We start from the raw sequence: 24,848 nt of genomic DNA, 5'->3' as shown, positions 1-24,848 counted from the left end.
CCGCCCGGGAGGGGAGACATCATGGCAAGTCAGGAAATGGAACAGCTCGTTCGTCGCGACTACAAGGAAGGGTTCGTGACCGACATCGAGAGCGACACGGTTCCGCCCGGTCTCGACGAGAGCACCATCGCCTTCATCTCCAACAAGAAGGGTGAGCCCGAGTGGATGCTCGAATGGCGTCTCAAGGCCTATCACCAGTGGCTGAAGATGACGCCGCCCTCCTGGGCGCATCTGGATTACCCGCCCATCGACTACCAGGCGATCTCCTACTATAGCGCGCCGAAGCGTCCCGAGGATCGTCCCCAGAGCCTCGACGAGGTGGACCCCAAGCTGCTCGAGACCTACGAGAAGCTGGGCATTCCCCTGCACGAGCGCGCGGCCCTGGCCGGGGTGGCGGTGGACGCGGTGTTCGACTCGGTGTCGGTGACCACCACCTTCAAGGAGAAGCTGCACGAGGCGGGGGTGATCTTCTGCTCCATCTCCGAGGCGATCCGCGACTATCCGGAGCTGATCAAGCAGTACCTGGGCACGGTGGTGCCGGTGGCGGACAACTATTTTGCGGCCCTCAACTCGGCGGTCTTTACCGACGGCTCCTTCGTCTTCGTGCCCAAGGGCGTGACCTGCCCCATGGAGCTCTCCACCTATTTCCGCATCAATGCCGCCAACACCGGCCAGTTCGAGCGCACCCTGATCATCTGCGAAGAGGGCGCCCAGGTCTCCTATTTGGAGGGCTGCACCGCGCCGATGCGCGACGAGAACCAGCTCCATGCCGCCGTGGTCGAGCTGGTGGCGCTGGATGATGCCTACATCAAGTACTCCACGGTGCAGAACTGGTACCCCGGCGACGAGGATGGCAAGGGCGGCATCTACAACTTCGTCACCAAGCGCGGCGACTGCCGCGGGGATCGCTCGCGGATCAGCTGGACCCAGGTGGAGACTGGCTCCGCCATCACCTGGAAGTATCCCTCCTGCGTGCTGCGTGGCCGCGATAGCGTCGGCGAGTTCTACTCGGTGGCGGTGACCAATGGCCGCCAGCAGGCCGACACCGGCACCAAGATGATCCACATCGGCGAGGGGACCCGCTCCTATATCGTCTCCAAGGGCATCTCGGCCGGGCGCAGCAACCAGTCCTACCGCGGCCTGGTCAAGGTGGGGCCGCGGGCCAAGGGAGCGCGCAACTTCACCCAGTGCGACTCGCTGCTGATCGGCGACACCTGTGGCGCCCATACCTTCCCCTATCAGGAGATCGGCAACAGCAGTGCCACCGTGGAGCACGAGGCGACCACCTCCAAGATCGGCGAGGACCAGCTGTTCTACTGCCAGAGCCGCGGTATCTCCGAGGAGGATGCGGTGAGCATGATCGTCAACGGCTTCTGCAAGGACGTCTTCCAGGAGCTGCCCATGGAGTTCGCCGTGGAGGCGGAGGCGTTGCTGAGTGTCACCCTGGAAGGCGCCGTGGGCTAAGGCAGATTCCTGTGGGAGGCCGGCTTTGCCGGGCGAATGGCGCCGAAGGCGCCCGGGCGGTGTTGCTTCAGTTGTTCTGGAGTCCGCGTTCGCGAGCTGAAGCACCCTCCCACCGGGAGCTGGACAACCCATTGCAGTCACCGACAAACGAAATGATGGAGCCGCCGAGGCGGCTCACCACGAATCAAAGGTAGTCACGATGCTCGAAGTCAAGGATCTGCACGTCACGGTCGAAGGCCAGGAAATCCTCAAGGGCCTGAGCCTGACCATCCAGGCCGGCGAGGTGCACGCCATCATGGGCCCCAACGGCGCCGGGAAGTCGACCCTATCGGCGGTCATCGCCGGCAAGGACGGCTATGAGGTGACCCAGGGCTCGATCACCTTCGAAGGCCAGGACGTGCTGGAGATGGAGGTCGAGGAGCGTGCCCGGGCGGGCCTGCTGCTCGGTTTCCAGTACCCGGTGGAGATCCCCGGGTCAAGAACATCTATCTGCTCAAGGCGGCCCTCAACGCTCAGCGCGAGGCCCGCGGCGAGGGGGAGATCCCGGCGCCGGAGTTCATGAAGCTGATCAAGTCGCGGATCGCCGAGATGAAGATGGATGCCAGCTTCCTGCAGCGTGCCGTCAACGAGGGCTTCTCCGGCGGTGAGAAGAAGCGCAACGAGATCCTGCAGATGCTGGTGCTGCAGCCCCGGCTCGCCATGCTCGATGAGATAGACTCCGGCCTCGATATCGACGCCATGCGGGTGGTGGCCGACGGGGTCAACTCCCTGCGCGCCGAGGATCGCGGCATCCTGCTGGTGACCCACTATCAGCGTCTGCTCGACTACATCGTGCCCGACAAGGTCCATGTGCTGGTGAACGGCCGCATCGCCAAGAGCGGCGATGCCGAGCTGGCCAAGGAACTGGAAGCCCGCGGCTACGACTGGGTTCAGGAGGAATCGGCGGCATGAGCGACGTTCAGACCTTTCTCGATCGCCTGAGCGAGCGCAGCGAGGCGCGTCGCCAGGCCCACGGGCCCGAGCCGACCTGGATCGCCGCGCGGCGCCAGGCAGGGGCCGCTCGCTTCGAGGCGCTGGGCTTTCCGAATCGCCGCGTCGAGGAGTGGAAGTATACCGATGTGCGGCCCATCGCCACCGGCGACTTCGTGCTGGCCGAGAATGCCGATTTCTCGCCGGCCAGCGCGGCAACGCTGACGTTGCCCATCGAGGCGTATCGGCTGACCTTCGTCGACGGCATCTTCTCCGCCGAGCTCTCTTCCCTCGACGCTCTTCCCCAGGGGGTGCAGGTCATGCCCCTGTCCCACGCCCTGGCCGAGAACCATGAGGCGGTGGGCGGCCCGCTGGGCCGGCTGACCGGGGTGGAGTTCTCTCCCTTCGCGGCGCTCAACACCGCCTTCATGGAGGAGGGGGCCCTGGTCCGGCTGGCGCCGCGTGCGGTGGTCGACAAGCCCATCATCCTGCAGTTTCTCTCCCGCCGCGGCGAGACGCCGGTGATGAGCCATCCGCGCATCCTGATCGAGGCCGGCTCCCGCAGCCAGGCCACGCTGATCGAGCATCACGTGGGCGAGACAGAGGCCGCCAACTTCACCAACCTGGTGGAGGAGATCATTCTCGATCGCGGTGCGAATCTCACCCACTACAAGCTGCAGGAGGCGCCGCTGGCCGACCTGCACGTGGCCAGCATCCAGGTAGAGCAGGGGCGCGACAGCACCTATACCTCGTTCAACCTGAACCTGGGCGGTGGCCTGGTGCGCAATGACCTGGTTGCCGACCTCAACGGCGAAGGGGCCGAGGCCAACTTCAACGGCCTGTTTTTCGGCCAGGGGCGCCAGCATGTGGATAACCATACCCTGGCCAACCACAATGCTCCCCGGACCTTCTCCAACGAGAACTACAAGGGCATTCTCGACGACCGGGCTCGTGGGGTGTTCAACGGCAAGGTGATCGTCAAGCGTGACAGCCAGAAGATCGAGGCGCATCAGAGCAACGCCAACCTGTTGCTCTCCGACCGCGCCGAGATCGACACCAAGCCGGAGCTGGAGATCTATGCCGACGACGTCAAGTGCTCCCACGGCGCGACCACCGGGCAGCTCGACGAGGAGGCGGTGTTTGCGCTGCGTACCCGTGGCCTCGACGAGCAGACCGCTCGCGGCTTGCTGACCCTTGCCTTTGCCGGCGAGGTCATGGAGCGGGTGGCGCTGGATGCCGTGGCCGAGCGGGTCGAGCTGGCGGTGGCCGGTAAGCTGCCCGAGCGCTTCAATCTGGCCGGGCTGGTGGAAGCCGCCGTGGCCCTGCACGAAGACGAGGAGTAAGCCATGACCGAACTGGCCACCGAAAGCGTGATCGAGACCCCGCTCCTGGACGTGGCCGGGGTACGGTCGGACTTTCCGATTCTCGAGCGCCGGGTGCACGGCAAGCCGCTGGTGTATCTCGACAACGCCGCCACCAGCCAGACGCCGCGCCAGGTGATCGAGACGTTCAGCGACTACTACGGCCGCTACAACGCCAACATCCACCGCGGCCTGCACACCCTGGCCGATGAAGCGACGGCGGCCTTCGAGGGCACCCGGGAAACGGTGCGCCGCTTCCTCAATGCCAGCGAGACGCGCGAGATCGTCTTCACCCGAGGCACCACGGAGGCGATCAACCTGTTGGCCAACAGCTGGGGGCGGGCCAACCTCGAGGCCGGCGACGAGGTGTTGGTCTCGCTGCTGGAGCATCACTCCAATATCGTCCCCTGGCAGCTGCTCGCCGATCAGCTGGGCATCGTGGTCAAGGTGATTCCGGTCGATGAGCGCGGTGTGCTCGACATGGAAGCCTACCGGGCCCTGTTCACCGAGCGCACCCGGCTGGTGGCGGTCAACCATGTCTCCAATGCCTTTGGTACCGTCAACCCGGTGCGCGAGATGGCCGCCGTTGCCCATGGCCATGGGGCGCTGATCCTGGTGGATGGCGCCCAGGCCACGCCCCACCAGCGGGTCGACGTTCGGGACATCGACGCCGACTTCTATGCCTTCTCCGGCCACAAGGTCTACGGCCCGACCGGGGTCGGCGTGCTCTATGGCAAGGCGGCCCTGCTCGAGGGCATGCCGCCCTGGCAGGGCGGTGGGGAAATGATCAAGACGGTCTCCTTCGAGACGCCAACCACCTTCGCCGACATTCCCCACAAGTTCGAGGCCGGTACCCGGCCATCGCCGAGGTGATCGCCCTGGGGCGTGCCCTGGAGTGGGTCGGCGGCGTGGGGCTCGATGCCATCGGCGCCTGGGAAGCGCGGCTGCTGGCCCATGCCACCACGGCGGTGTCGCGTATCGACGGCCTGCGCATCCTGGGCACGGCGCCGGACAAGGCGGGGGTGCTCTCCTTCGTGGTCGACGGGGCTCACTCCCAGGACATCGGCCTACTGATCGATCAGCTCGGCGTGGCGATTCGCACCGGCCACCACTGCGCGCAGCCGCTGCTGACCCAGTTCGGCGTGGACGCCACCTGCCGCGCCTCTTTCGCTGCCTACAACACCCTGGAAGAGATCGAGGTTTTCGTCGAGGCCCTGGAGCGGGTCATTGGAATGGTGCGCTGATCATGTCGACTATCGAGCAGATTGCCAGCCTGGAGAAGGGGCAGACCCTGCCCCTTCAGCGCGACGTTGCGGCTATCTCCATCCCCTTCGGCAAGACCGTGACCCTACCCGAGGACAGTGAGGTCAGCGTCATGCAGGCCAAGGGCAGTACGGTGAGCGTCGGCTTCGAGGGCCGACTCTATCTGATCGAAGGGGCCAACCTGGATGCCCTGGGGCTCGAACCGCTGCCACGGCCGACCCTGCCTGAAGATGCCACCGAGGAGCAGATCGAGCAGTTCGTCTGGGACCAGTTGCGGACCTGCTTCGATCCGGAGATTCCGGTCAACATCGTCGACCTGGGGCTGGTCTACGGCTGTCGCATTGAGCGGTTGATCACCGGCGAGCGCATCGTCACCATCCGCATGACGCTCACCGCGCCGGGCTGCGGCATGGGCGATGTCATCGCCGCCGATGCCCGCAACAAGATCCTCGGTGCGCCACAGATCAGCCAGGTGCACACCGAGATCGTCTTCGATCCGCCCTGGAGTCGTGAGATGATGAGCGACGAGGCGAAGCTGGAACTCGGGATGTTCTAGCCCCTCCAGTGTGGATGGGGATACCTGTGGTGGCGTGGAAACTCTTCAAAGGGGTGCTGATGGCGCTGGGGGCTCTGCTGCTCCTGGCGTCGCTGCTGTTCGTGGGGGCCAACCTCTGGATGCTGGGGCAGACCCAGGGGCGTATCGAATACGAACTGCCGCTGTGCGGGCCCGACCGGGTCGGGATCGTCTTCGGCACCTCCCACTGGACGCGCAGCGGCGTGCGCAATCCCCACTTCGAAGCGCGGATGAGTGCCGCCTCGCGGCTGGTCCGCATGGGGCGGGTCGAGCACCTGCTGCTCTCTGGCGACAACCGCACGCGCTACTACAACGAGCCGGTGACCATGTGGCGCGACCTGCGCGGCCGCCAGGTCCGCGATGAGGACATGACCCTGGACTATGCCGGCTTCAGCACCTTCGACACCCTGGCCCGGGCGCGGGACGTCTTCGGGGTGGAGCGGGCGATGCTGGTGACCCAGGCGTGGCATCTGCCGCGGGCGCTGTTCATCGCCGATGCGCTTGGCCTGGAGGTCATCGGCTGCGCCGCGCCGGCTCGCCCGGTGGCCGGGCTGTGGCGGCTGCAGGCGCGTGAGTGGGTCGCCCGGGTGGCGACGCTGGGCGACCTCTACCTGTGGGGCCGCGAGCCCCACTTCCTGGGCCCGCTGGAGCCGCTGGAGATCGCCCCCCAGGCATGGCACCTGCCGGTCGAGGCGCCCTGACCGAAGGTTCTTCGCACTTTAGCGTGAACAAGTTTGGCAAGTTTTTTGGTGGGAGGCCGGCTCTGCCGGCGGTGCGACGCTTCGACGAAGGCGCCGCAGGCGCCCATGGGTAGCGCTGCGCGCTACTTCGCGAGCTGAAGTCGAAGCGTCGAACCGTCCCTCCCACAGAGCCAGTTCACGCCAGTCTGCGATGGACCTGACACCGAATAGGTTCAGCACGGATGGCGTCAGCGCTGGCGCTGTTTTTGCTGTCGGTAGAGCTCGCGGATCAGCGCGCGACACTCCTGCCAGCACCGTTCCACGGTGGGCTCCAGCGGGTCGGGCAGGGGGTGGGTCAGCAGGGTCGCCAACGCCTGCATCAGCACCCGCTCCTGCTCGAGAAGCTCGCCGATGACCACCTGGCTCTCGTTGCCCACGAAGCTCTTCAGCCGACTCCACAGCCACATGTAGTCGTCGCGCTCGACGTCGGCATCGCGCGGCAGTAGCTTGAGGTGACGGCGGGCCTGATCCCCGAGCTGGCGCATCGCCTTGGCGCGGGCTTCATAGTGGGGCTTGAGGGCTTCGCGCAGCGACGGGCGCAGGCGCTCAAGGTTGTCCTGAAAATAGTCGATACTGTCGGCCAGCGCTTCCAGTACGCTGTCCATCGCCACCTGGCGATTGTCGAGAAACATGAGCGGTCACCTCCTCCGGTGACGCCGATTGTGGGGGGGTGACACGCTTTTGCCACCCCCGTTGACAATTATTTCGTCGCAGTCGGTTCAGCCCTTCGGCTTGGGCGGCGCCTTGCGTAAGGCGCCGGCATTCTTTTCGATGTGCTCGATGATCATGCCGGCGATATCTTTCCCGGTGGCGGTTTCGATGCCTTGAAGCCCCGGCGAGGAGTTGACCTCCATGATCACCGGGCCGTGGTTGGCACGCAGCAGGTCGACGCCGGCCACGCGCAGGCCCATGGCCTTGGCGGCGCGGATCGCCGTGGAGCGCTCCTCCGGGGTGATGCGGATCACGCTGGCGCTGCCGCCGCGATGCAGGTTGGAGCGGAACTCGCCGTCGGCGGCTTGACGCTTCATGGCCGCCACCACCTTGTCGCCGATCACGAAGCAGCGAATATCGGCGCCGCGAGCCTCTTTGATGTACTCCTGCACCATGATGTTGGCCTTCATGCCCATGAAGGCCTGGATCACCGATTCCGCCGCCTGGTTGGTCTCGGCCAGTACGACGCCGATGCCCTGGGTGCCCTCCAGCAGCTTGATGACCAGTGGAGCGCCCTTGACCATGGTGATCAGGTCGGGGATGTCGTCCGGCGAATGCGCGAAGCCGGTGATCGGCAACCCGAGCCCCTTGCGTGACAGCAGCTGCAGCGAGCGCAGCTTGTCCCGTGAGCGGGTAATGGCCACCGAGTCGTTGAGTACGTAGGTGCCCGACATTTCGAACTGTCGCAGCACCGCGCAGCCGTAAAAGGTCACCGAGGCGCCGATGCGTGGGATCACCGCGTCGAAGTGCTCGATCTCCCTGCCTTTGTAATGGATGGAGGGGTGATGGGAGACGATGCTCATGTAGCAGCGCAGGGTATCCACCACCCGGGCGCTGTGCCCCCGCTGCTCGGCGGCTTCCACCAGCCGGCGTGTGGAATAGAGGTTGCGATTGCGTGACAGCAGCGCGATATGCATCTCGGGCTCCGGTTGTCAGGGGGGCCGGGTAGGGCTCAGGGTTCGCCGTGCAGGAAGGCGGTCCCGGGGGCCACCAGCAGCCGGCGCAGGGCGCGGCGGCCGAGCAGCATGGGGTGGCGCATGCTGCTGCGGTCGGCCAGGGAGAGCTCCACCATCATCTCGAGCTTGCCCAGCTGCATGGGGGTGCGAATCACGTAGCGCCATTCCGCCTGGCCGTTGGAGCTGGTCACGCGGCGGTGGTCGTGGAGATGCATTCGATAGACATGCGCCGGCGTGCCGGGGCCGCCGCCGCGGGTGGTGAAGCTGACCCAGAGGTGGCCGTCTTCCTCGAAGGTCTCGATATCCTCGGCATGCAGTGCCGAGGTGCGTGCGCCGGTGTCGGCCTTGCAGCACAGCGTCAGACGCAGTGCCGGCAGCGTGATCATTTCGCGACGGCCGATCACCGCCTTGGGGGTGTAGGGCAGTTCCTTCATGGCAGCGACTCCTGTGTGGTTACCCCTGCGGCTTCAGCCGGCCTGTTGCGTCAGCGCGTGAAGCCGCTGGCCGATGGCCGAGTCCCTGTCGGCCTCGCGCAGCGCCATCAGCACCGGCAGGCGCAGCCGCGGGATCAGCGCCAGGTCACGAGCCACGGCGGCGAAGTCGGCCCGAGGCTCCTCGGCCAGTCGGGTCAGAAAGCGCGGCAGGCGCTCGGCGTGCTCCAGATGCGACCAGCCGCGTCCGGCGATGGCGGCCAGCAGATCGGGGCCGCCGACGCTAGGGTCGTCGAGCAGACTGTCGAACCAGGCCCCGGCGATGGCCTCGGAGGCGCCGCCCAGGGCGCGTACGCAGGCACAGAAGCCCTCGATATCGCCCTGGGCGGCGGCCCGCTCACCGCGTGCGCGCAGGGCCTTGGCGAGCGGGTCCGGCACCTCGACATGCTCCAGGCAGTAGCACAGCGAGATCAGCACCTCCTCGGGCAGGCTAGCGAGCCTTGCGGCGAGCGAGCGGCCGCTGTCGGCGTCCAGGCGCACCGCGAAGTCGGCGAGTCCCTGCAGCCCCAGCGCCTGCCAGTCCAGTGCCTGCTGGCCGCTGAGATAGTCCTCCACCGGCTCCAGATGCTGGCTGGCGGACAGCCCCATGTCATGCCGAGCGCGGGCGTGCAGCATCGCCTGGAAGGGCAGCGACGGGGTGAAGGCCAGGGGGTTGTCCTTCATCAGGTTGTCGATGGCGCCCTCGTCCGGCTGACCTAGGCGCTGCACGCGACGTCCCAGGGTTTCCAGCAGTCGCTGCAGGAAGGCGTCGCGGGGAGCCGCCACCAGCTGGCCCTGCTCATCCAGCGGCAGGGCGAGGAACCAGATGGCCGGCTCGGGCATGTCGCCTAGCCGAAACACCAGCCCCAGGCGCGCCTGGCCCTGCCAAGGGGAGGGCCAGGGTTGCTCGCCTGCCTCGAAGCCGGCCAGGGTCGCCAGGGCGACGGGCTCGACCCGTCGGCCCAGGTGATAGGCACGGACCTCGGCGCCGGTGCGCACGAAGAATTCATGAAGGGTAAGGATTGGCTGCATGTCGGCTCCCTTGCTGAAGCGTGCACTCTACCGTGGTCGCCGGGGGCTTGTCAGCTACCCGGCCGAGCCCGGCAGCCGCTGCGCCTGGTCATGAAATGATCGCTTCCCGCGGACGCGCCTGTCATCGGGGTTTCGCACGATTTTCCAGAGATTATCCACAGGCTCATGCAGCCTATCTGTGTACAGTGCCGGTGCCGCGGGGTGGCCAGCGCAGCGATGCCTCGGGATAATGGGGGTCAATGCAAGCGAGGTGTGCAATATGACGGTTCACGAGGAGCTCGATGTGGCGCTGAGGCGGCTCGAGGCGACCCTGAAGGCGACCGATATGTGGCGAATGGAGTGCCCTGAGGCCGACGCCTTCAACAGCCAGCAGCCGTTCTGCATCGACACCATGACCCCGCTGCAGTGGCTGCGCTTCGTCTTCATCGCCCGGCTCGATGCCCTCGTCGAGGCGCGTGGCCCGATGCCGGCGAAATGCGACGTGGCCCCGGCGGTGGAAGCCTACCTGGCCCAGCGCGGCGTGCGTGCCCGAGACCGGCTGCTGGTTGCCAAGGCTGTCGAAGAGCTGGACAGGCTGATTACCGAAAACTGAGCGAAGGAACATGCCCTACTATTTTGCCTACGGCAGCAACATGAATCCGGCCCGGGTCGAGGCTCGCATTGGCGCCACCCGGCGCGCCCTGCCGGGCGTGCTCCACGACCATGTGCTGCGCTTCGACAAGGCGTCGCGGGTGGCCGGTATCGCTCATGCCAACGTGGCCCCGAGGCCCGGTGAGCGGGTCGAGGGAGCGCTGTTCGAGCTGGTGGACCCCGAGCAGATTCAGCTGATGGACCCCTTCGAAGGGTATCCCCATGAGTATGAGCGCCACCGGCTGCCGGTGGTCACGATGGAGGGTGATATCGAGGCCTGGGTGTACATCGCCGCGCCGGGGACCACCGCCGAAGCGCTGCGCCCGGCGCGTGAGTACTTGGAACACCTGTTGGCGGGCAGTGCCTTCCACAGCCGCGATTATCATGCGCGGCTGGCGGCCGTGGAGGCGGTCGGCGAGCTCGATGATGCCAGTCTGGCGGCGCTGGGACTTTCCCGACACGGGCCGCGCTAAGGCGTTTTCGGGGTTTACCCAGCTGGGTAAACCCCACGTCGCCTAGACGGCCGTTGCCAGCAGGCTAGCATTCCCCCCCGCGGCGGTGGTGTCGATGCACAGATGGCGCTCCACGACGTAGCGCTCCGGCGCGATGGTCCGGGTCTCCAGCGACACGATGGCCCCGTCACGCTCGGCGAGCGCAATGCGCAGCGCCCGGGTCCAGTCGCTGGCGCCGGCCGCGGCCACGGAGGCGATGCCCTTGACCTTGGTCAGGGCGTCGGGCGTGACGCAGCCGTCGAGGGCGGCGATAGGCGCTCCGGCGTCGATCAGCGGCCGTGCGGCCTGAGCCGCCCCCGGAACCACGAGCACCGCGGGGGAGCCAGCGCCCAGCGCCTGCACCGCCTGAGCGATGGCGATCTCCGGGGTCGGTCCGAGGCAGAGCGCCGGACCCTTGGGATACATCGCCAGGCGATTGCTTTCCCCCGTGGGCCCGGGAAGGGTCTGCGGGGTCATGTCCAGCGCCGCGGTCTCGGCGAGCGCCTTGCGGATCACACCCCCCTTGCCGGAGAGCGCCTTGCGCAGCGCTTCGACCCTATCGGGGCGCGCCGCCCAGTTGCGCGGGTCGAGCTTGTCGAGGGCTGCCTGAAGATCGTCAAGGGACACAGCCTCGCCCTGGGGCGCCGGGTGGGACGCCGCGGCGGCGGTGCGGCGGAAGCGGTTGACGTAGAGCGGGCCGCCGGCCTTGGGGCCGGTGCCCGAGAGGCCCTCGCCCCCGAAGGGCTGGGAGCCGACGATGGCGCCGATCTGGTTGCGGTTGACGTAGATATTGCCCACATGGACGCGCTCGACGATCTGCTGCACGCGATCGTCGATGCGGGTGTGCAGGCCGAAGGTCAGCCCGTAGCCGCGGTCGTTGATGGCGTCGACCACCTGGTCGATCTCCCGCGCCTTGAAGCTGGCCACGTGCAGGATCGGGCCGAAGATCTCGCGCTCGAGCGCCTCGATGCCTTCGACCTCCACCACCGCCGGGGTGACGTAGGTGCCGGACTCCGGCACCGGCAGCGTCTTCAGCACCTTGCCGGCCTTCTGCTGGTCAGCCACATAGGCGCTGATATCGGCCTGGGCCTCGGTGTCGATCACCGGGGACACGTCGGTATCGGTATTCCAGGGGTCGCCGATGGTGAGCGCGTCCATGGCGCCATCGAGCATCGTCAGCAGCCGTTCGCGCGCCTCCTCCTGAACGTAGAGCATCCTCAGCGCCGAGCAGCGCTGGCCGGCCGACTGGAAGGAGGAGATCAGGATGTCGCGCACCGCCTGCTCGGTCAGCGCCGTGGAGTCGACGATCATGGCATTGAGCCCGCCGGTCTCGGCGATCAGCACCGCATCCGGCCCGGCATTCTCGGCCAACGCTTTATGGATGATCTGCGCCACCTCGGTCGAGCCGGTGAAGCAGACGCCGGCGATCCGCGGGTCGCTGGTCAGCGGCCCGCCCACCGTCGGTCCGTCGCCGGGCAGCAGCTGTAGCGCCGCCTCCGGCAGGCCGGCCTCGCGCATCAGCTCGACGGCCCGGGCGGCGATCAGCGGCGTCTGCTCGGCGGGCTTGGCGAGCACGGCGTTACCGGCCGCCAGGGCCGCGGCGATCTGGCCGGTGAAGATGGCCAGCGGGAAGTTCCAGGGGCTGATGCAGACGAAGAGGCCGCGGGCACTGCCGGGCGCCTCCGCCTCCAGACGCTCCCCCTCGCCCGCATAGTAGCGGAGGAAATCCACCGCCTCGCGTACCTCGGCGATGCCATCGAACAGCATCTTGCCGGCCTCGCGGGTGGCGATCGCGGTCAGCTCGGCAATGTGTTCCTCGTAGAGATCGGCGGTACGACGCAGCACCTCGGCGCGCTCCGCCGCGGGGCGCGCCGACCAGTCGCGGAACCCGTCCTCGGCGGCATCGAGGGCGGCCGCCACTTCGTCCCTCGTGGCCTCCTGCACCCGGCCGACCACCCGAGAACCGTCGGCGGGCGACAGGGCGTCGCGCCCCGGTCCCTGGGGGGCGGGCTTCCGCCAGCATGGGCCCGGCGGTCCAGGTGGCGTCGGCGAAGGCCTCGCGGGCCGAGAGCAGCGGCAGGATCGAGGCGGGCTCGTTGATCCGGTAGCCGCGGGAGTTCTTGCGCTCGGGGGCGAACAGCTCGCCGGGCTGGCGGATCAGGGGGCTGGGGATGGCGTCGCCCAGGCTCTGCAGGCCGGCCACCGGATCCTTGGCGATCTCGCTGGGGGAATCGCGTCGTCCACCACCTGGTTCACGAAGGAGGAGTTCGCCCCGTTCTCCAGCAGACGGCGGACCAGGTAGGCCAGCAGGTCGCGGTGAGCGCCGACCGGCGCATAGATGCGGCAGTGCGTCCCCTCTGCCTCCTTGACGATGTGGTGCAGCGATTCGCCCATGCCGTGCAGGCGCTGGAACTCGTAGCTCTCCTTGTCGTCGCCCGCCATGGCGACGACGGTGGCGCAGGTATGGGCGTTGTGGGTGGCGAACTGCGGATAGATGCGGTCGCGCCGGTCGAGCAGCATCCGCGCGCAGGCCATGTAGCTGACATCGGTGTTGACCTTGCGGGTGAAGACCGGAAAGGTCTTGACGCCCATCTCCTGGGCCAGCTTGATCTCGGTGTCCCAGTAGGCGCCCTTGACCAGCCGCACCATGATCCGGCGGCCGAGCCGCTCGGCCAGGTCGTAGAGCGCCTCGATCACCGGTCCGGCGCGCCGCCCGTAGGCCTGTACCACGACCCCGAAGCCGTCCCAGCCGGCGATCTCCGGGTCGGCCAGCAGCGCCTCGATCACGTCCAGCGACAGGTCCAGACGGTCCTGCTCCTCGGCGTCGATGTTGAAGCCGATATTGGCCTTGGCCGCCTGCCGCACCAGTTCCCGGGCGCGGGGCACCAGGGTCTCCATCACCGTGTCGCGGTGGGTGGTTTCGTAGCGCGGATGCAGCGCCGAGAGCTTGACCGAGATGCCGGGGCTGCCTCGAACGTCGCCCTTGGCCTGCTTGGCGATGGCGGTGATCGCCCTGGCGTAGGCCTGGTGATAGCGAAGCGCATCGGCGTCGGTACGCGCCGCCTCGCCCAGCATGTCGTAGGAGTAGGTATAGCCCTGCTGCTCGAGCTCCCGGGCATCTTCATGCCCTCCTCGATGGTCTGGCCGAGCACGAACTGACGCCCGAGGATACGCATCGACTGACCGACCGCCTTGCGCACCACCGGCTCGCCCATGCGGCGGACCAGGCCGCGCAGCGCACGCCCCGGGCCCTTGGGATCGTCTTGCAGCACCTTGCCGGTCAGCATCAGCGCCCAGGTCGAGGCGTTGACCATCGACGACGCGGACTTGCCCAGGTGCGCGCCCCAGTCGGAGGGCTCGATCTTGTCGTGGATGAGCTCGTCGATGGTCTCCGCATCGGGCACGCGCAGCAGCGCCTCGGCCAGGCACATCAGGCCGACGCCCTCGGCGGTGGAGAGCCCGTACTCGGCCAGGAAGGCCTCCATCATCGAGGGGGAGCGCTCCTTGCGAACCCGCTCCACATAGTGGGCGCCGCTGTCGGCCACCCGGCGGCGTTCGTCGTCCGACAGCCCGATACGCTCGACCAGCTCGTGCAGCAGTGCTGCCTCGTCGGCCGCATAGTAGTCGCGAATGCGCGCCCGGGTCTCACTCACGGCGCCATGTGGGGGTAGGTTGGCTTCGTTCATGGTGGTCTCCTTGGGTAACCGACACGCAGCGCCGGTGCGCCGCCCGACAGGGCGCCCGCAGGCGCCCTTGCGCTACCCTGAGCGAGTCAGGTCGTCTGTTTCTGGCGATCGATGTGCTGATACTCCCCCGCATCGGCGGTCACGCTGCTTACCACCACGATGGCGATCATGGCGGCGATGAAGCCGGGGATGATCTCGTAGACCCGGGACCGCCCAGGAACTCGGCATTCCAGCCCAGGGTGATCCAGATCATGACGGTGGCGGCCCCGACCACCATGCCGGCGATGGCACCGGCGCCGTTGGTGCGCGGCCACATCAGCGACAGGATGATCAGCGGACCGAAGGCAGCACCGAAGCCGGCCCAGGCGTTACTGACCAGGCCCAGCACCTGGGAGTCCTCGTCGGAGGCGATGATGGCGGCGACCAGGCCCACGATCACCACGCAGGCTCGGCCGACGGTCACGGTCTCTTTATCGGTGGCTTCCTTGCGCAGAAACAGGCGATAGAAATCTTCGGTCAGCGATGACGACGACACCAGCAGTTGGCTGGAAATCGTGCTCATGATCGCCGCCAGGAGCGCCGCATAGAGGAAACCGGTGATCAGCGGATGGAACAGCAGGTTCGCCAGAATGATGAAGATGGTCTCCGGATCCTGGACATCCAGGCCGTTGCGGATCGCAAAGGCCCGGCCGAAGATCCCCACGGAAATGGCGCCGACCAGGGAGACCAGCATCCAGCTCATGCCGATGTTGCGGGCAACGGGCACGTCCTTCAGTGTCCGGATGGCCATGAAGCGTACGATGATGTGGGGCTGCCCGAAATAGCCCAGCCCCCAGGTCACCGCCGAGAGCCAGCCGACGAAGGTCAGTCCCGCCGTCCACGAGAGCAGCGTGGGATCGACTTCGTTCAGGGTCTGGGAGGCCTGGGCGAAACCGCCCCACCCTCGCCGAAGAGCACCACCGCCGGCATGATCACCAGGGCCAGCATCATGATGCAGCCCTGCACGAAGTCCGTGAGGCTTACCGCCAAAAAGCCGCCGACCACCGTGTAGATCAGCACCACGCCGAGCGTGATCACGACCCCCATGGCGTAGTCGCTCATGCCCCCGATGTTGTAGATGCCGGAGAACGCACTCTCGAACAGCTTGCCGCCGGCCACCAGGCCCGATGCGGTATAGACCGCGAAGAAGATGACGATGACGATGGCGGAGACCGTGCGCAGGGAGAGCGCCCGGGTTGGGAAGCGGTTCGCCAGGAACTCCGGAATGGTAATGGCGTTGCCATAGTGGACGGTCTGTTCACGCAGACGAGGTGCGACCAGGGTCCAGTTGAGGAAGGCGCCCACGAGCAGACCGATACCGATCCAGGCCGAGCCCAGGCCCGAGACGAACAGCGCCCCGGGTAGCCCCAGCAGCAACCAGCCACTCATGTCCGAGGCCCCTGCCGACAGGGCCGCCACCTGCGGGCTGAGGGCGCGACCGCCCAGCATGTAGTCTTCGGATGATGACGTGGCCCTTCGCATGGCATAGACGCCAATGGCGATCATCAGTGCGAAATACCCCAACAGGCTTATCCAGACTCCAGTTGCCATGTGATTTCTCCACTTCTCGTGGGCCGGAGCCAGCTCCGGCCGGGTGGCGCATCTACCGTTTGGAGTCCGGTAGCGGCGCGGGATTATTGTTGTAGTGCCGCATTCTCCTGGCGCAACGAGGCGCTACCGCTCGTCGCGCTTGGGAAACATCTTGTGGCCTGCCTCCTGGCGTTCAGCGTTCTGTCTTCGGGAGAGTGTCGCGGGCAAGGCACGCTGCTGGCTTGACCGTATTCGAACTCTGTTATCAAGCGTAGCAGGTAAGCCGAGACACTCCGGCCGGTGTCGGTTGGGAGAATGCGCGGCGACTGTTGTCAGCGGGGGAGATCATGCGTGGCGTTGCGGCGGGAGCCGGTACTACTTGCACGCCTGCCAACGCAACGAGGCCCGCCAGTTGGCGGGCCTCGTGACGACGCGTTGGTCGATCAGAAGCGGTAGCTGATACCGGCCATAAAGGCCCAGGGGTCGATGTTGACCGTCCCCAGGTCGTTGCCGTCCAGGCTGGCGTCGGTGTCGATATCGATATACCAGGCGGCGGCGTTGAGCGCCCAGTTGTCATCGAACAGCACGTCCACGCCCAGCTGGCCGGCGGCGCCCCAGGAGCTGCTCAGGTCGAGGTCGCCCAGGTCACTGGATTCGCTGAAGAAGGTGGTGTAGTTGAGGCCGATCCCCGCGTAGGGCTGCACCATGGCACCGCTACCGCCCAGCGGGTAGTACTGCACGGTCAGCGTCGGCGGCAGGTGCTTGGTGGAGGCCAGGGTGTCGCCGTTGAGCTTGATATCGTGCTCGAAGGGCAGGGCGGCCAGCAGTTCGACTCCAAAGTTGTCGTGGAAGCGGTAGCCGAGGGTAAAGCCCAGGGTGGTATCGCTTTTCACGTCGACGTCGATGGCGCCAGCGGCGAGGGAGCCGTTGTCGCTCTTGGGGCTGACGTGGGCGACACCCACACGGGTGAAGAAGTCGCCTTCGCCGTAGGCCATGGCCTGGGTGCTGGTGGTCACGGCGGCGGCAGCCAGGCTGGCGGCGAGCAGAGTGGGCAGGGTGGTCTTACGCATGGGCAACTCCTTGTCGATATGCGGTTCGGAGCGAGGCGGCCATAGCCGCGTGGGGATTCCTGGCGCCATATTACTCAGCTCATGCGCGGCGATTCTTGATCTGTGGCAATAGTTGTATTCGACAACTAAATGAGTATTTTACATACCTGTTATCCAGGCGTGTCCAGATCAAAACGCCGGGCGCAGGGCCCGGCGTGGTGAGACAGCAGAGGGTCTGCGAACGCTCAGAAGCGGAAGGTGACCCCGCCGCCAATGGTCAGCGGATCGATCTTGGCGGTGCCGACACGCTCTCCCCTACGGAGATTCGTGAGTCCACGTCGGCGTAGTTGGCGAAGCCGTTGAACATGAAATGCTCGGTGACCGCTAGGTCGACGCCCAGCTGGCCCACGGCGCCATAGCTACGGCGCGCATTGACGCCCGCGGGCTCGCCGGAGAAGCGGGTGTAGTTGAGGCCGGCGCCGGCGTAGGGCTGCACGCGGGAGTCGAGCCCACCCAGCGGGTAGTAGTTGACCATTAGATTGACCGGCATGCGGTCAACGCTCCCCGATAGCGGGCCAGCCGCGAAGTCGTGCTCGACCTTCTCGGAGCTGTTGAGCTCGACGCCGATATTGTCGTGGAACAGATAGCCGGCGCCGAACGTGAAGCCGGTTTCCCCACTGCTGACGGTGTCGAGCACGCCGTTGTCGGTACGGGTGTCGGTCTTGGCGAAGCCGCCGCGGATGAAGGTGTCGCCTGCGCTGAAGGCCAGGGCGGTTTGGCTGGCGAAGAGGCAGCCGGCGGCGATCACGGCGACGGGAAGCAGTCGAGTGGTGCTCATCAGGGGAATCCTCCAGGTAGGGGTCGTGACGAGTCAGGGGTGCCGGGTGAACAGCGCCGGCGGCATTGGACAGCTTTCATTGTAGGAACGCCGTTTCTAAACGTCTTGTAAAATTATTCAATGACGTTGATTGGCGCAATATGGGAATTTTATGGCCCCTGATGCCGGGAAGCGGTGAGGTAGCAGTTATTACTGTATAAGAAATTCCGTAGTGCAGCATATGCGGATTCGCCATTCACTGCGCTATCGTCTTGACTGGGGAGGGTAGAGCAGCGTCTGGAGGTGAGCCGATGAAAAGCGATGTGTCTGCGCGAGCCGGCCTTGTCGCGCTGGTGGCGATGCTGGTGGCAGCCGTGCTGGCGATGTGGCTGCTGCTGCGTCCCGAGTTGATCAGTACGCTGCCCATGGCGCTGCGTCTGCCGTTGATCGCTCTCGGAGTCTGGGCCCTGGGGGCCGCCTTCATGCGCCCGCTGGGCCTCGAGCCGCAGCGCCACTGGCAGCGGTGGGCGACGGCGCCGCCCTGGAGCCTGATGGCCCTGGGGGCTTTCACGCTGATCCTGCTACTGAGGGCGATCTGGCTGGCGTAAGCATGGCGGTGACTGCCAGGCCATTAAACGACAGGCCGCCCGGAGGCGGCCTGTCGAGGGTGGTGAAATGCCAGAAGCGGCAATGATCAGGGTTCCGCGAAGGTATCGAAGTCCGCGGTCACGCGCAGGTTGGGCTCCTCGGTGGCCAGGCTTGCCGCCACGATGGCGATATAGGCGAAGATCACCCCGGGCACGATCTCGTAGAGGTCGAACAGCCCGCCGGAGAGCTCGGCCCACACCACCACGGTTACGCCGCCCACCACGATGCCGGCCAGCGCGCCCCACTTGTTCATGCGTCGCCAGTAGAGCGACATGATCAGCGCCGGGCCGAAGGCGGCGCCGAAGCCCGCCCAGGCGTAGGCCACCAGGTCGAGCACGGTGGCGTCCGGGTTCAGGGCCAGCAGGTAGGCGATCACGGCGATGCCGACCACCGCGAAGCGACCCACCCACACCAGTTCGGTCTGGCTGGCGTCCTTGCGGAAGATCGCTTTGTAGAAGTCATCGGTCAGCGCCGACGAGGAGACCAGCAGCTGGGAGTCGGCGGTCGACATGATGGCGGCCAGGATGGCGGCCAGCAGGATGCCGGCGATCACCGGATGGAAGATCAGGTTGACCATCACCATGAACACCGTCTCGCCGTCGGCCAGGTCGCGCTGAACATAGCCCACGCCCAGCAGGCCCACGGCTACGGAGCTGACCAGCGCGATGGCGGTCCAGCTCACCGCGATGCGGCGCGCGGTGGGGATGTCACGGTCGCTGCGAATGGCGGCGAAGCGCGCCAGGATGTGCGGCTGGCCGAAGTAGCCCAGGCCCCAGGCCAGCGAGCTGATGATGCCGATCGCCGTCAGCGCCTCGCCGGTGGAGGCGTCGCGGAACCAGGCCAGCATGTGCTCGCTCTCGGCGGCGAGGGCGGCACCGGCACCGGCCGTGCCCCCCAGGTCGCCGAAGGCGATGATCGGCACGATGGCCAGCGCGGCGGCCATCATCAGCCCCTGGATCAGGTCGGTCCAGGAGACCGCGAGGAAGCCGCCGAAGAAGGTGTAGGAGATCACCGCGAGGGTGCCGATGGTCACCGCCAGGGTGTAGTCATAGCCGAAGACCGTCTCGAACAGACGCCCGCCGGCCACCAGGCCCGAGCTGGTATAGAAGAGAAAGAACAGCAGGATGAACACCGCCGAGATCACCCGCAGCAGCTGCGTCTTGTCCTGGAAGCGGTTGGCGAAGTACTCCGGCAGGGTCAGAGAGTCGCTCAGCTTGAAGCTGTAGAGACGCAGGCGCCGCGCCACGATCAGCCAGTTGAGCCAGGTGCCGACCAGCAGGCCCACGGCGATCCAGCTTGCCGAGATCCCGCTGACGTAGGCGGCGCCCGGCAGCCCCAGCAGCAGCCAGCCCGACATGTCCGACGCGCCGGCGGAGATCGCCGAGGTCCAGGGCCCCAGCGAGCGACCGCCGAGAATGTAGTCGGAAAGGTTGGTGGTGCGCATATAGGCGACGATACCGATGCCCAGCATCAGCAGCAGATACGCCACGAAGGTAAAGCCGATGGCCATGTTGTTCTCAATCATATGAGAGTTCCTTCAGTGTTGTTGTGGTTCCAGTCATGAGTGTTCACTCATCTCCCAGCGCAAGCAGTGACGCATTGCCGCCCAGCGCGGCGGTGTTATTGGTCACCGTCTTTTCCGTGGCGAAGCGCAGCAGGTAGTGCGGTCCGCCAGCCTTGGGCCCGTTCCGGAGTGCCCCTGACCGCCAAACGGCTGAACGCCGACGACGGCGCCGATGATATTGCGGTTGATATACACGTTACCAACTCGGATTTTCTGCGCTATTTCATCGGCAAAGGACTCATTGCGGCTATGCACGCCGAAGGTTAGGCCATAGCCGCGCTGGTTGATCGACTCGATGACCCTGTCGATCTCGCTGGCCCGGTAGCGCACGATATGCAGCACGGGGCCGAACTGCTCGCGCGCCAGCGCCTCGATGCCGTCGATCTCGAAGGCGACCGGGGCGACGAAGGTCCCGTTGGCGGTATGCAGCGGGTCGAGTCGCGTCTCTGCCAGTAGGCGACCCTCGCCCTTGAGCGCCTTGATATGCTCGAGCAGCCCCTGGCGAGCGTCCTCGTCGATCACCGGGCCGACGTCGGTGCCAAGCTCCCGGGGATCGCCCACGTGCAGCTCGTCCATGGCGCCGTCGAGGATCTCGATCACTCGGTCGGCGATGTCATCCTGCAGGTAGAGTACCCGCAGCGCGCTGCAGCGCTGGCCGGCGCTCTGGAAAGCCGACTGGATCACGTCCATCACCACCTGCTCGGGCAGGGCGGTAGAGTCGACGATCATGGCGTTCATGCCGCCGGTTTCGGCGATCAGCGTCGGCAGCGGAGCGTTCTCGCGGGCGGCCAGGGCGCGGTTGATGATCTGGGCGGTGTCGGTGCCACCGGTGAAGACCACGCCGGTAATGCGCGGATCGCCGGTCAGCACGCTGCCCACCGTGGGGCCGTCACCCGGCAGCAGCTGCACCACGTCCCGCGGCATGCCGGCCTCATGAAGCAGCTCTACGACTCGGTGGGCAATGATCGAGGTCTGTTCGGCCGGCTTGGCCAGCACGGTATTGCCCGCCACGGCGGCGGCTACCATCTGCCCGCAGAAGATCGCCACCGGGAAATTCCAGGGGCTGATCGCCGCAAGATCCCCTTGCCGGCGAGCATCAGCTGGTTGGATTCGCCGGTGGGGCCGGGCAGCACGGTCGGCTCGGCGAACAGCGTCTCGGCGCGCATGGCGTAGTAGCGGCAGAAGTCCACCGCTTCCCGAATCTCGTCGACCCCGTCGGTGAGCAGCTTGCCGCCTTCCCGACAGCACAGCGTCATCAGTTCCGCCATGTGGGTTTCCATCAGGTCGCCCAGGCGACGCACGATGGCGGCCCGCTCGGCCACCGGGGTGGCCTCCCAGCGCGGGAAGGCGGCCCAGGCGGCATCGACTGCCTGGGCGGCCTGATCGGCGCGGGTCCACTGCACGCTGCCCACCCGCCGGGTGCGGTCGAAGGGGCTGGTCACCTCGTGGGTGTTGGCCGGGTCGGCGGTAACCTCGAAGGCCAACAGCGGCCGCACGCTGTAGGTTTGATCCATGAAGCCGTCCATGGCGTCCATCAGCGGCCGGTACTGGCTGCGCACGTTCAGGTTGACGCCGCGGGAGTTGCGCCGCCGCTCGCCGTAGATGTCGCGGGGCAGCGGGATCTTGGGGTTGGCGTAGCGGCTGTGCTGCTTGAGGCTCTCCACCGGATGCACGCACAGCGATTCCACCGGCACCTTGGGGTCGACCAGCTGGTGCACGAACGATGAGTTGGCGCCATTCTCCAGCAGTCGGCGCACCAGGTAGGGGAGCAGGTCCTTGTGAGCGCCCACCGGCGCGTAGATGCGGCAGTAGGTGCCCTTGGGGGCGCGCCTTAGGGCGGCGTCGTAGAGCGCCTCGCCCATGCCGTGAAGGCGCTGGAATTCGAAGGCGCGCTGGGCGGCATTGGCCTGCTCGAGGATGGTACTGATGGTGTGGGCGTTGTGGGTGGCGAACTGCGGGAAGATGCGCCCGCGGGTGTCGTCGGAGAGCAGGAAACGGGCGCACACCAGGTAGGCCACGTCGGTGGCCGCCTTGCGAGTGAAGACCGGATAGCCGTCCACGCCAAGCTGCTGCGACTCCTCGATTTCGCTGTCCCAGTAGGCGCCCTTGACCAGGCGCAGGGGAATCTCGTCGCCCTGACGTTCGGCCAGGCGATTGAGATAGTGCAGCGTGGGTAGAGCCCGCTTGGAATAGGCCTGCACCACTAGGCCGAAGTGGCCCCAGCCCCGGCAGCTGTCGCTTTCGAAGACAGCGCGGAATACCTCCAGCGACAGCTCGAGACGGTCGACCTCCTCGGCGTCGATGGTTAGCGCCACGTGACGCTCGCGGGCCATGTCGACCAGTTTGCGCACGCTGCCCACCAGCTCGCGAAGGATCTGTTCGCGACGGCCGAACTCGTAGCGAGGGTGCAGCGCCGAGAGCTTGATCGACACCGAGGGTGCCGGGGTCTTGGTTGACAGGCTCTGGCTGGTATGGCCGACCCGTTCGATGGCGCGGGCATAGTCGTGAAAGTAGCGCTTGGCGTCGGCGCGGGTACGAGCGGCCTCGCCGAGCATGTCGTAGGAGTAGGTATAGCCCTTGTCGAACAGCGGCTTGGAGCGTTTCAGGGCCTCCTCGATGTCGCGGCCCAGCACGAACTGCTTGCCCATGATCTTCATGGCTTCGACCATGGCGCGCCGGATCACCGGCTCGCCCATGCGGTTGACCAGCTTGTTGATGAAACCGCTGGGCTTGCCTTCACGGGGCTTGTCGAGTGTCACGACGCGACCGGTCATCAGCAGCCCCCAGGTGGAGGCGTTGACCAGCCAGGAGTCGCTCTGGCCCATGTGCGCCTTCCAGTCGGCCGGCCCCAGCTTGTCCTCGATCAGCGCATCGGCGGTGGCCTTGTCAGGGATGCGCAGCATGGCTTCGGCCAGGCACATCAGCATCAGGCCCTCATGGGTATCCAGGCTGTACTGCTGCAACAGCTCGTCGATGGTATCCACCGCGGTGTCCATCTCGCGTACTTCGCGCACCAGTTCGGCCGTCTTGCCGGCAATGCGCCGGAAGTCGTCGGCGTTGGCGCTCAGCACCTCGATCAGTTCGCCGACGAAGGCGTCTTCGTCGACCACGTAGTGTTCGCTGACGCGCGCGAAGAGCGCGTCGAGCTCCTGCTGCCAGGTGGCGGTGTCCAGCATCTTGTTGGCATCGAGCATGAGGATCCCCCGGGTATTACCCGTTTGCTAAGGCGTCACCACGGCCGCGCTCGGGCACAGTGCCCGGGGCCGGTGGGTTAGCTTGAGAGTAGGGGCAGGTCGGCGTTGTGCTTGTCGATTTCAGGGGTACGTTTGTCGATTTCGCGCGTGGTGACAGGAGGTTACGACTTAAGTCGGATGCTGTGGGCATTCTCGCCGCTGTGGTTCAGGCGGCCGAGCGGCTGTTGGCGCAGCTTGCTGGGGGCGCAGCCGAAGGTGCGCCGGAAGGCGTGAGACAGGGCGCTTTGGTGGGTGAAGCCGGTGGCGGCGGCGACCTCGGACAGCGGCATGCGACTCTCCAGCAGTAGCCGCCTCGCGCGGTTGAGGCGCCGGCGGCGAACGTACTGCCAGGGAGAAAGGCCGGTCTGCTCGCGAAAGCAGCTGCGAAAGTGTGCCTCGCTCAGGCAGGCCTGCGCGGCCAGGTCGCCCACCGTCAGCGGGCTGGCCAGGTGCTGGTCGATATAGTGGTCGAGCTTGGCCAGGTCGAGCCGCTGCAGGGGCGGAGGTGGCGCGCTGCTGCCCAGGCGAGCGTGCAGGCAGCCTAGCAGGGTAGCCGCCAGGCGGTCGCTCTGTAGGGGATCGTGGCAATCCGCGGGCGAGCTTGCCAGCTCATGGAGCAGGAAATCGAGGTAGCGCTTCAGGGGGTCATCGAGCTCGAAGAAGCGCGGGGCATCGAACAGGCGAACCAGCTCATGATGGTAGCCGGTCAGTGAGGGGGCGTCGGCGGGCAGGTCGAGGATCAGCTGGCGATTGTCGCCCTGGCCGACGTAGTAGTGAACATGGTTTGCCGGCACGATGCAGCCCGAAAGCGCCGAGATGGCACCGCCCAGTCCCTCGATCTCGAATTCGGCCTGTCCCCTCAGCCCGATCACGATCTGGTGAAAGTCGTGCGCATGGTGCTGGGTGGCGGTGTCGAGAGGGATCTGGCGAATGGCGCTGGACATGCACGCTCCCGGCCTGACGTGTATTGGCGTCAGAGTATAGCCGATGCCCGGTCAACGTTCATTGTCCTGTTCCTGCTGTCGCCTGAGCCGGGTGTGGGCGGCCAGGTGGTCGCGTAGGGCCGCCAGTTCCTCCTGACCCGTGGCGTCCAGCAGCGATTTGCCCTGGGGGATCTGCCAATGGCGGCCGTGCTCGCTCATCAGCCGCTGGGCGCGGCGGCGAACCCCCTCCAGGTACTCATCATGACGAATCGGGTAGCCGACGACCGCATTCCACTCATTCTCGCTGACCCGGCTCTCAAGGGCCTTGTCGAAGGCCTCCAGAAGGTGTTCGGGTTCGGTACGGTAGCGCGGCGTGTGCGAAAACATCAGGATCAGCACCATGCTGCCGATGATCAGGAGGCAGACGGCGAAGACGAGCAGCAGTAGCGCCATGCGAAGTCTCGTTGGACAGGAGCGTGACAGGGGCGCCGCAGGAGAGAACGGATACGAGTGAAGCGAGGCGTGTGGCCGCGGCGAGTGGAGCGGGTGAAGGGAATCGAACCCTCGTCTTAAGCTTGGGAAGCTTCTGCTCTACCATTGAGCTACACCCGCGACGCGGTTTCGATAGTAAAACCAAATGGTTGCCGCTTGCAAGCTGTCTCGCCCTCTAGCGCTTGTTCTCTGCCGGCATCTATGCG

At 66.4% G+C, this 24,848-nt stretch carries 16 protein-coding genes, 1 tRNA gene and 5 pseudogenes; 9 read left to right on the top strand and 13 right to left on the bottom strand.

All coding sequences use genetic code 11. The annotated features are described in order from the left end of the window. The first annotated feature begins 21 nt into the window (after positions 1 to 21). From sufB to ACSJDS_RS15870, 6 genes and pseudogenes are all read left to right on the top strand, one after another. On the top strand, positions 22 to 1,464 hold the full coding sequence (gene sufB / locus ACSJDS_RS15895; RefSeq protein ID WP_473034100.1) for a Fe-S cluster assembly protein SufB: 1,443 nt from the start codon (positions 22 to 24) through the stop codon (positions 1,462 to 1,464). Between the two features lie 199 nt (positions 1,465 to 1,663). Beyond that, positions 1,664 to 2,415, top strand: a pseudogene (gene sufC / locus ACSJDS_RS15890) (Fe-S cluster assembly ATPase SufC). Further along, positions 2,412 to 3,776: a Fe-S cluster assembly protein SufD gene (sufD, locus tag ACSJDS_RS15885; protein WP_473034099.1), complete on the top strand. Its 1,365-nt coding sequence runs from the start codon at positions 2,412 to 2,414 to the stop codon at positions 3,774 to 3,776. Before sufC ends, sufD begins: the two are co-directional and overlap by 4 nt. 3 nt (positions 3,777 to 3,779) lie before the next feature. After that, a pseudogene (locus ACSJDS_RS15880) lies at positions 3,780 to 5,038 on the top strand (SufS family cysteine desulfurase). 2 nt (positions 5,039 to 5,040) lie between these two features. Then, the gene (gene sufT, locus ACSJDS_RS15875; protein ID WP_473034098.1) at positions 5,041 to 5,613 is read left to right on the top strand and encodes a putative Fe-S cluster assembly protein SufT; all 573 of its coding nucleotides are present in this window, start codon (positions 5,041 to 5,043) and stop codon (positions 5,611 to 5,613) included. Positions 5,614 to 5,672: 59 nt separating this feature from the next. Next, positions 5,673 to 6,332 carry a SanA/YdcF family protein gene (locus ACSJDS_RS15870; protein ID WP_473035048.1) on the top strand — a complete coding sequence of 220 codons (660 nt, stop codon included), beginning with the start codon at positions 5,673 to 5,675 and terminating at the stop codon, positions 6,330 to 6,332. A 227-nt stretch (positions 6,333 to 6,559) separates the two neighbouring features. Here ACSJDS_RS15870 and ACSJDS_RS15865 read toward each other — a convergent pair whose 3' ends face one another. From ACSJDS_RS15865 to ACSJDS_RS15850, 4 genes are all read right to left on the bottom strand, one after another. Then, positions 6,560 to 7,003: a hypothetical protein gene (locus ACSJDS_RS15865; protein WP_473034097.1), complete on the bottom strand. Its 444-nt coding sequence runs from the start codon at positions 7,001 to 7,003 to the stop codon at positions 6,560 to 6,562. Between the two features lie 87 nt (positions 7,004 to 7,090). Beyond that, the gene (rimK, locus tag ACSJDS_RS15860; protein ID WP_473034096.1) at positions 7,091 to 7,999 is read right to left on the bottom strand and encodes a 30S ribosomal protein S6--L-glutamate ligase; all 909 of its coding nucleotides are present in this window, start codon (positions 7,997 to 7,999) and stop codon (positions 7,091 to 7,093) included. Between the two features lie 35 nt (positions 8,000 to 8,034). Next, positions 8,035 to 8,472 (bottom strand): ATP-dependent zinc protease family protein, encoded by a 438-nt coding sequence (locus ACSJDS_RS15855; protein WP_473034095.1) that lies wholly within the window; start codon positions 8,470 to 8,472, stop codon positions 8,035 to 8,037. Positions 8,473 to 8,505: 33 nt separating this feature from the next. Beyond that, the gene (locus tag ACSJDS_RS15850; protein WP_473034094.1) at positions 8,506 to 9,540 is read right to left on the bottom strand and encodes a DUF3549 family protein; all 1,035 of its coding nucleotides are present in this window, start codon (positions 9,538 to 9,540) and stop codon (positions 8,506 to 8,508) included. 259 nt (positions 9,541 to 9,799) lie between these two features. Between ACSJDS_RS15850 and ACSJDS_RS15845 the strand changes: the two genes are divergently transcribed. After that, positions 9,800 to 10,132 (top strand): YqcC family protein, encoded by a 333-nt coding sequence (locus ACSJDS_RS15845; protein WP_473034093.1) that lies wholly within the window; start codon positions 9,800 to 9,802, stop codon positions 10,130 to 10,132. A 10-nt stretch (positions 10,133 to 10,142) separates the two neighbouring features. Further along, positions 10,143 to 10,643, top strand: a complete 501-nt coding sequence (locus ACSJDS_RS15840; RefSeq protein WP_473034092.1) for a gamma-glutamylcyclotransferase family protein — start codon at positions 10,143 to 10,145, stop codon at positions 10,641 to 10,643. A gap of 42 nt (positions 10,644 to 10,685) precedes the next feature. On the opposite strand, the pseudogene putA (ACSJDS_RS15835) reads toward ACSJDS_RS15840, so the two are convergent. From putA (ACSJDS_RS15835) to ACSJDS_RS15820, 4 genes and pseudogenes are all read right to left on the bottom strand, one after another. Further along, positions 10,686 to 14,347: pseudogene (putA, locus tag ACSJDS_RS15835) on the bottom strand (bifunctional proline dehydrogenase/L-glutamate gamma-semialdehyde dehydrogenase PutA). Positions 14,348 to 14,433: 86 nt separating this feature from the next. After that, positions 14,434 to 15,937 (bottom strand): annotated as a pseudogene (gene putP / locus ACSJDS_RS15830) (sodium/proline symporter PutP). A 422-nt stretch (positions 15,938 to 16,359) separates the two neighbouring features. Next, entirely contained in the window at positions 16,360 to 16,986 is a 627-nt protein-coding gene (locus ACSJDS_RS15825; protein ID WP_473034091.1) for an OmpW/AlkL family protein, read from the bottom strand. Positions 16,987 to 17,242: 256 nt separating this feature from the next. Continuing rightward, complete coding sequence (locus ACSJDS_RS15820; RefSeq protein WP_473034090.1) at positions 17,243 to 17,803, bottom strand: OmpW/AlkL family protein; 561 nt, start codon at positions 17,801 to 17,803, stop codon at positions 17,243 to 17,245. A 290-nt stretch (positions 17,804 to 18,093) separates the two neighbouring features. Here ACSJDS_RS15820 and ACSJDS_RS15815 point away from each other — a divergent pair, with 290 nt between their 5' ends. Further along, on the top strand, positions 18,094 to 18,390 hold the full coding sequence (locus ACSJDS_RS15815) for a hypothetical protein (protein ID WP_473034089.1): 297 nt from the start codon (positions 18,094 to 18,096) through the stop codon (positions 18,388 to 18,390). Between the two features lie 86 nt (positions 18,391 to 18,476). Here the strand turns inward: ACSJDS_RS15815 and putP (ACSJDS_RS15810) are convergent, their stop codons facing one another. The 5 genes and pseudogenes from putP (ACSJDS_RS15810) to ACSJDS_RS15790 all read right to left on the bottom strand — a co-directional run bounded on the left by putP (ACSJDS_RS15810) (position 18,477) and on the right by ACSJDS_RS15790 (position 24,762). Then, positions 18,477 to 19,955, bottom strand: a complete 1,479-nt coding sequence (gene putP / locus ACSJDS_RS15810; protein ID WP_473034088.1) for a sodium/proline symporter PutP — start codon at positions 19,953 to 19,955, stop codon at positions 18,477 to 18,479. A 43-nt stretch (positions 19,956 to 19,998) separates the two neighbouring features. After that, a pseudogene (putA, locus tag ACSJDS_RS15805) lies at positions 19,999 to 23,188 on the bottom strand (bifunctional proline dehydrogenase/L-glutamate gamma-semialdehyde dehydrogenase PutA). 161 nt (positions 23,189 to 23,349) lie between these two features. Next, the gene (locus ACSJDS_RS15800; protein WP_473034086.1) at positions 23,350 to 24,171 is read right to left on the bottom strand and encodes a helix-turn-helix transcriptional regulator; all 822 of its coding nucleotides are present in this window, start codon (positions 24,169 to 24,171) and stop codon (positions 23,350 to 23,352) included. A gap of 51 nt (positions 24,172 to 24,222) precedes the next feature. Continuing rightward, a complete protein-coding gene (locus ACSJDS_RS15795; RefSeq protein WP_473034085.1) occupies positions 24,223 to 24,603 on the bottom strand; it encodes a hypothetical protein in 381 nt (126 codons plus the stop codon). An 85-nt stretch (positions 24,604 to 24,688) separates the two neighbouring features. Then, positions 24,689 to 24,762, bottom strand: a tRNA-Gly gene (locus ACSJDS_RS15790). Positions 24,763 to 24,848: the final 86 nt, after the last annotated feature.

The organism is Halomonas sp. SL18_1 (assembly GCF_055755715.1).
This window is presented reverse-complemented; position numbering and strand designations above follow the sequence as displayed.

Excerpts from the sequence above, each read along its gene's own strand:
- ACSJDS_RS15855 (WP_473034095.1), bottom strand. The coding sequence starts at position 8,472 with ATGAAGGAACTGCCCTACACCCCCAAGGCGGTGATCGGCCGTCGCGAA.
- ACSJDS_RS15820 (WP_473034090.1), bottom strand. The coding sequence starts at position 17,803 with ATGAGCACCACTCGACTGCTTCCCGTCGCCGTGATCGCCGCCGGCTGC.
- sufD (WP_473034099.1), top strand. The coding sequence starts at position 2,412 with ATGAGCGACGTTCAGACCTTTCTCGATCGCCTGAGCGAGCGCAGCGAG.
- ACSJDS_RS15845 (WP_473034093.1), top strand. The coding sequence starts at position 9,800 with ATGACGGTTCACGAGGAGCTCGATGTGGCGCTGAGGCGGCTCGAGGCG.
- ACSJDS_RS15795 (WP_473034085.1), bottom strand. The coding sequence starts at position 24,603 with ATGGCGCTACTGCTGCTCGTCTTCGCCGTCTGCCTCCTGATCATCGGC.
- ACSJDS_RS15815 (WP_473034089.1), top strand. The coding sequence starts at position 18,094 with ATGAAAAGCGATGTGTCTGCGCGAGCCGGCCTTGTCGCGCTGGTGGCG.
- putP (WP_473034088.1), bottom strand. The coding sequence starts at position 19,955 with ATGATTGAGAACAACATGGCCATCGGCTTTACCTTCGTGGCGTATCTG.
- ACSJDS_RS15825 (WP_473034091.1), bottom strand. The coding sequence starts at position 16,986 with ATGCGTAAGACCACCCTGCCCACTCTGCTCGCCGCCAGCCTGGCTGCC.
- ACSJDS_RS15865 (WP_473034097.1), bottom strand. The coding sequence starts at position 7,003 with ATGTTTCTCGACAATCGCCAGGTGGCGATGGACAGCGTACTGGAAGCG.
- rimK (WP_473034096.1), bottom strand. The coding sequence starts at position 7,999 with ATGCATATCGCGCTGCTGTCACGCAATCGCAACCTCTATTCCACACGC.
- ACSJDS_RS15800 (WP_473034086.1), bottom strand. The coding sequence starts at position 24,171 with ATGTCCAGCGCCATTCGCCAGATCCCTCTCGACACCGCCACCCAGCAC.
- ACSJDS_RS15840 (WP_473034092.1), top strand. The coding sequence starts at position 10,143 with ATGCCCTACTATTTTGCCTACGGCAGCAACATGAATCCGGCCCGGGTC.
- ACSJDS_RS15870 (WP_473035048.1), top strand. The coding sequence starts at position 5,673 with ATGGCGCTGGGGGCTCTGCTGCTCCTGGCGTCGCTGCTGTTCGTGGGG.
- sufT (WP_473034098.1), top strand. The coding sequence starts at position 5,041 with ATGTCGACTATCGAGCAGATTGCCAGCCTGGAGAAGGGGCAGACCCTG.
- ACSJDS_RS15850 (WP_473034094.1), bottom strand. The coding sequence starts at position 9,540 with ATGCAGCCAATCCTTACCCTTCATGAATTCTTCGTGCGCACCGGCGCC.
- sufB (WP_473034100.1), top strand. The coding sequence starts at position 22 with ATGGCAAGTCAGGAAATGGAACAGCTCGTTCGTCGCGACTACAAGGAA.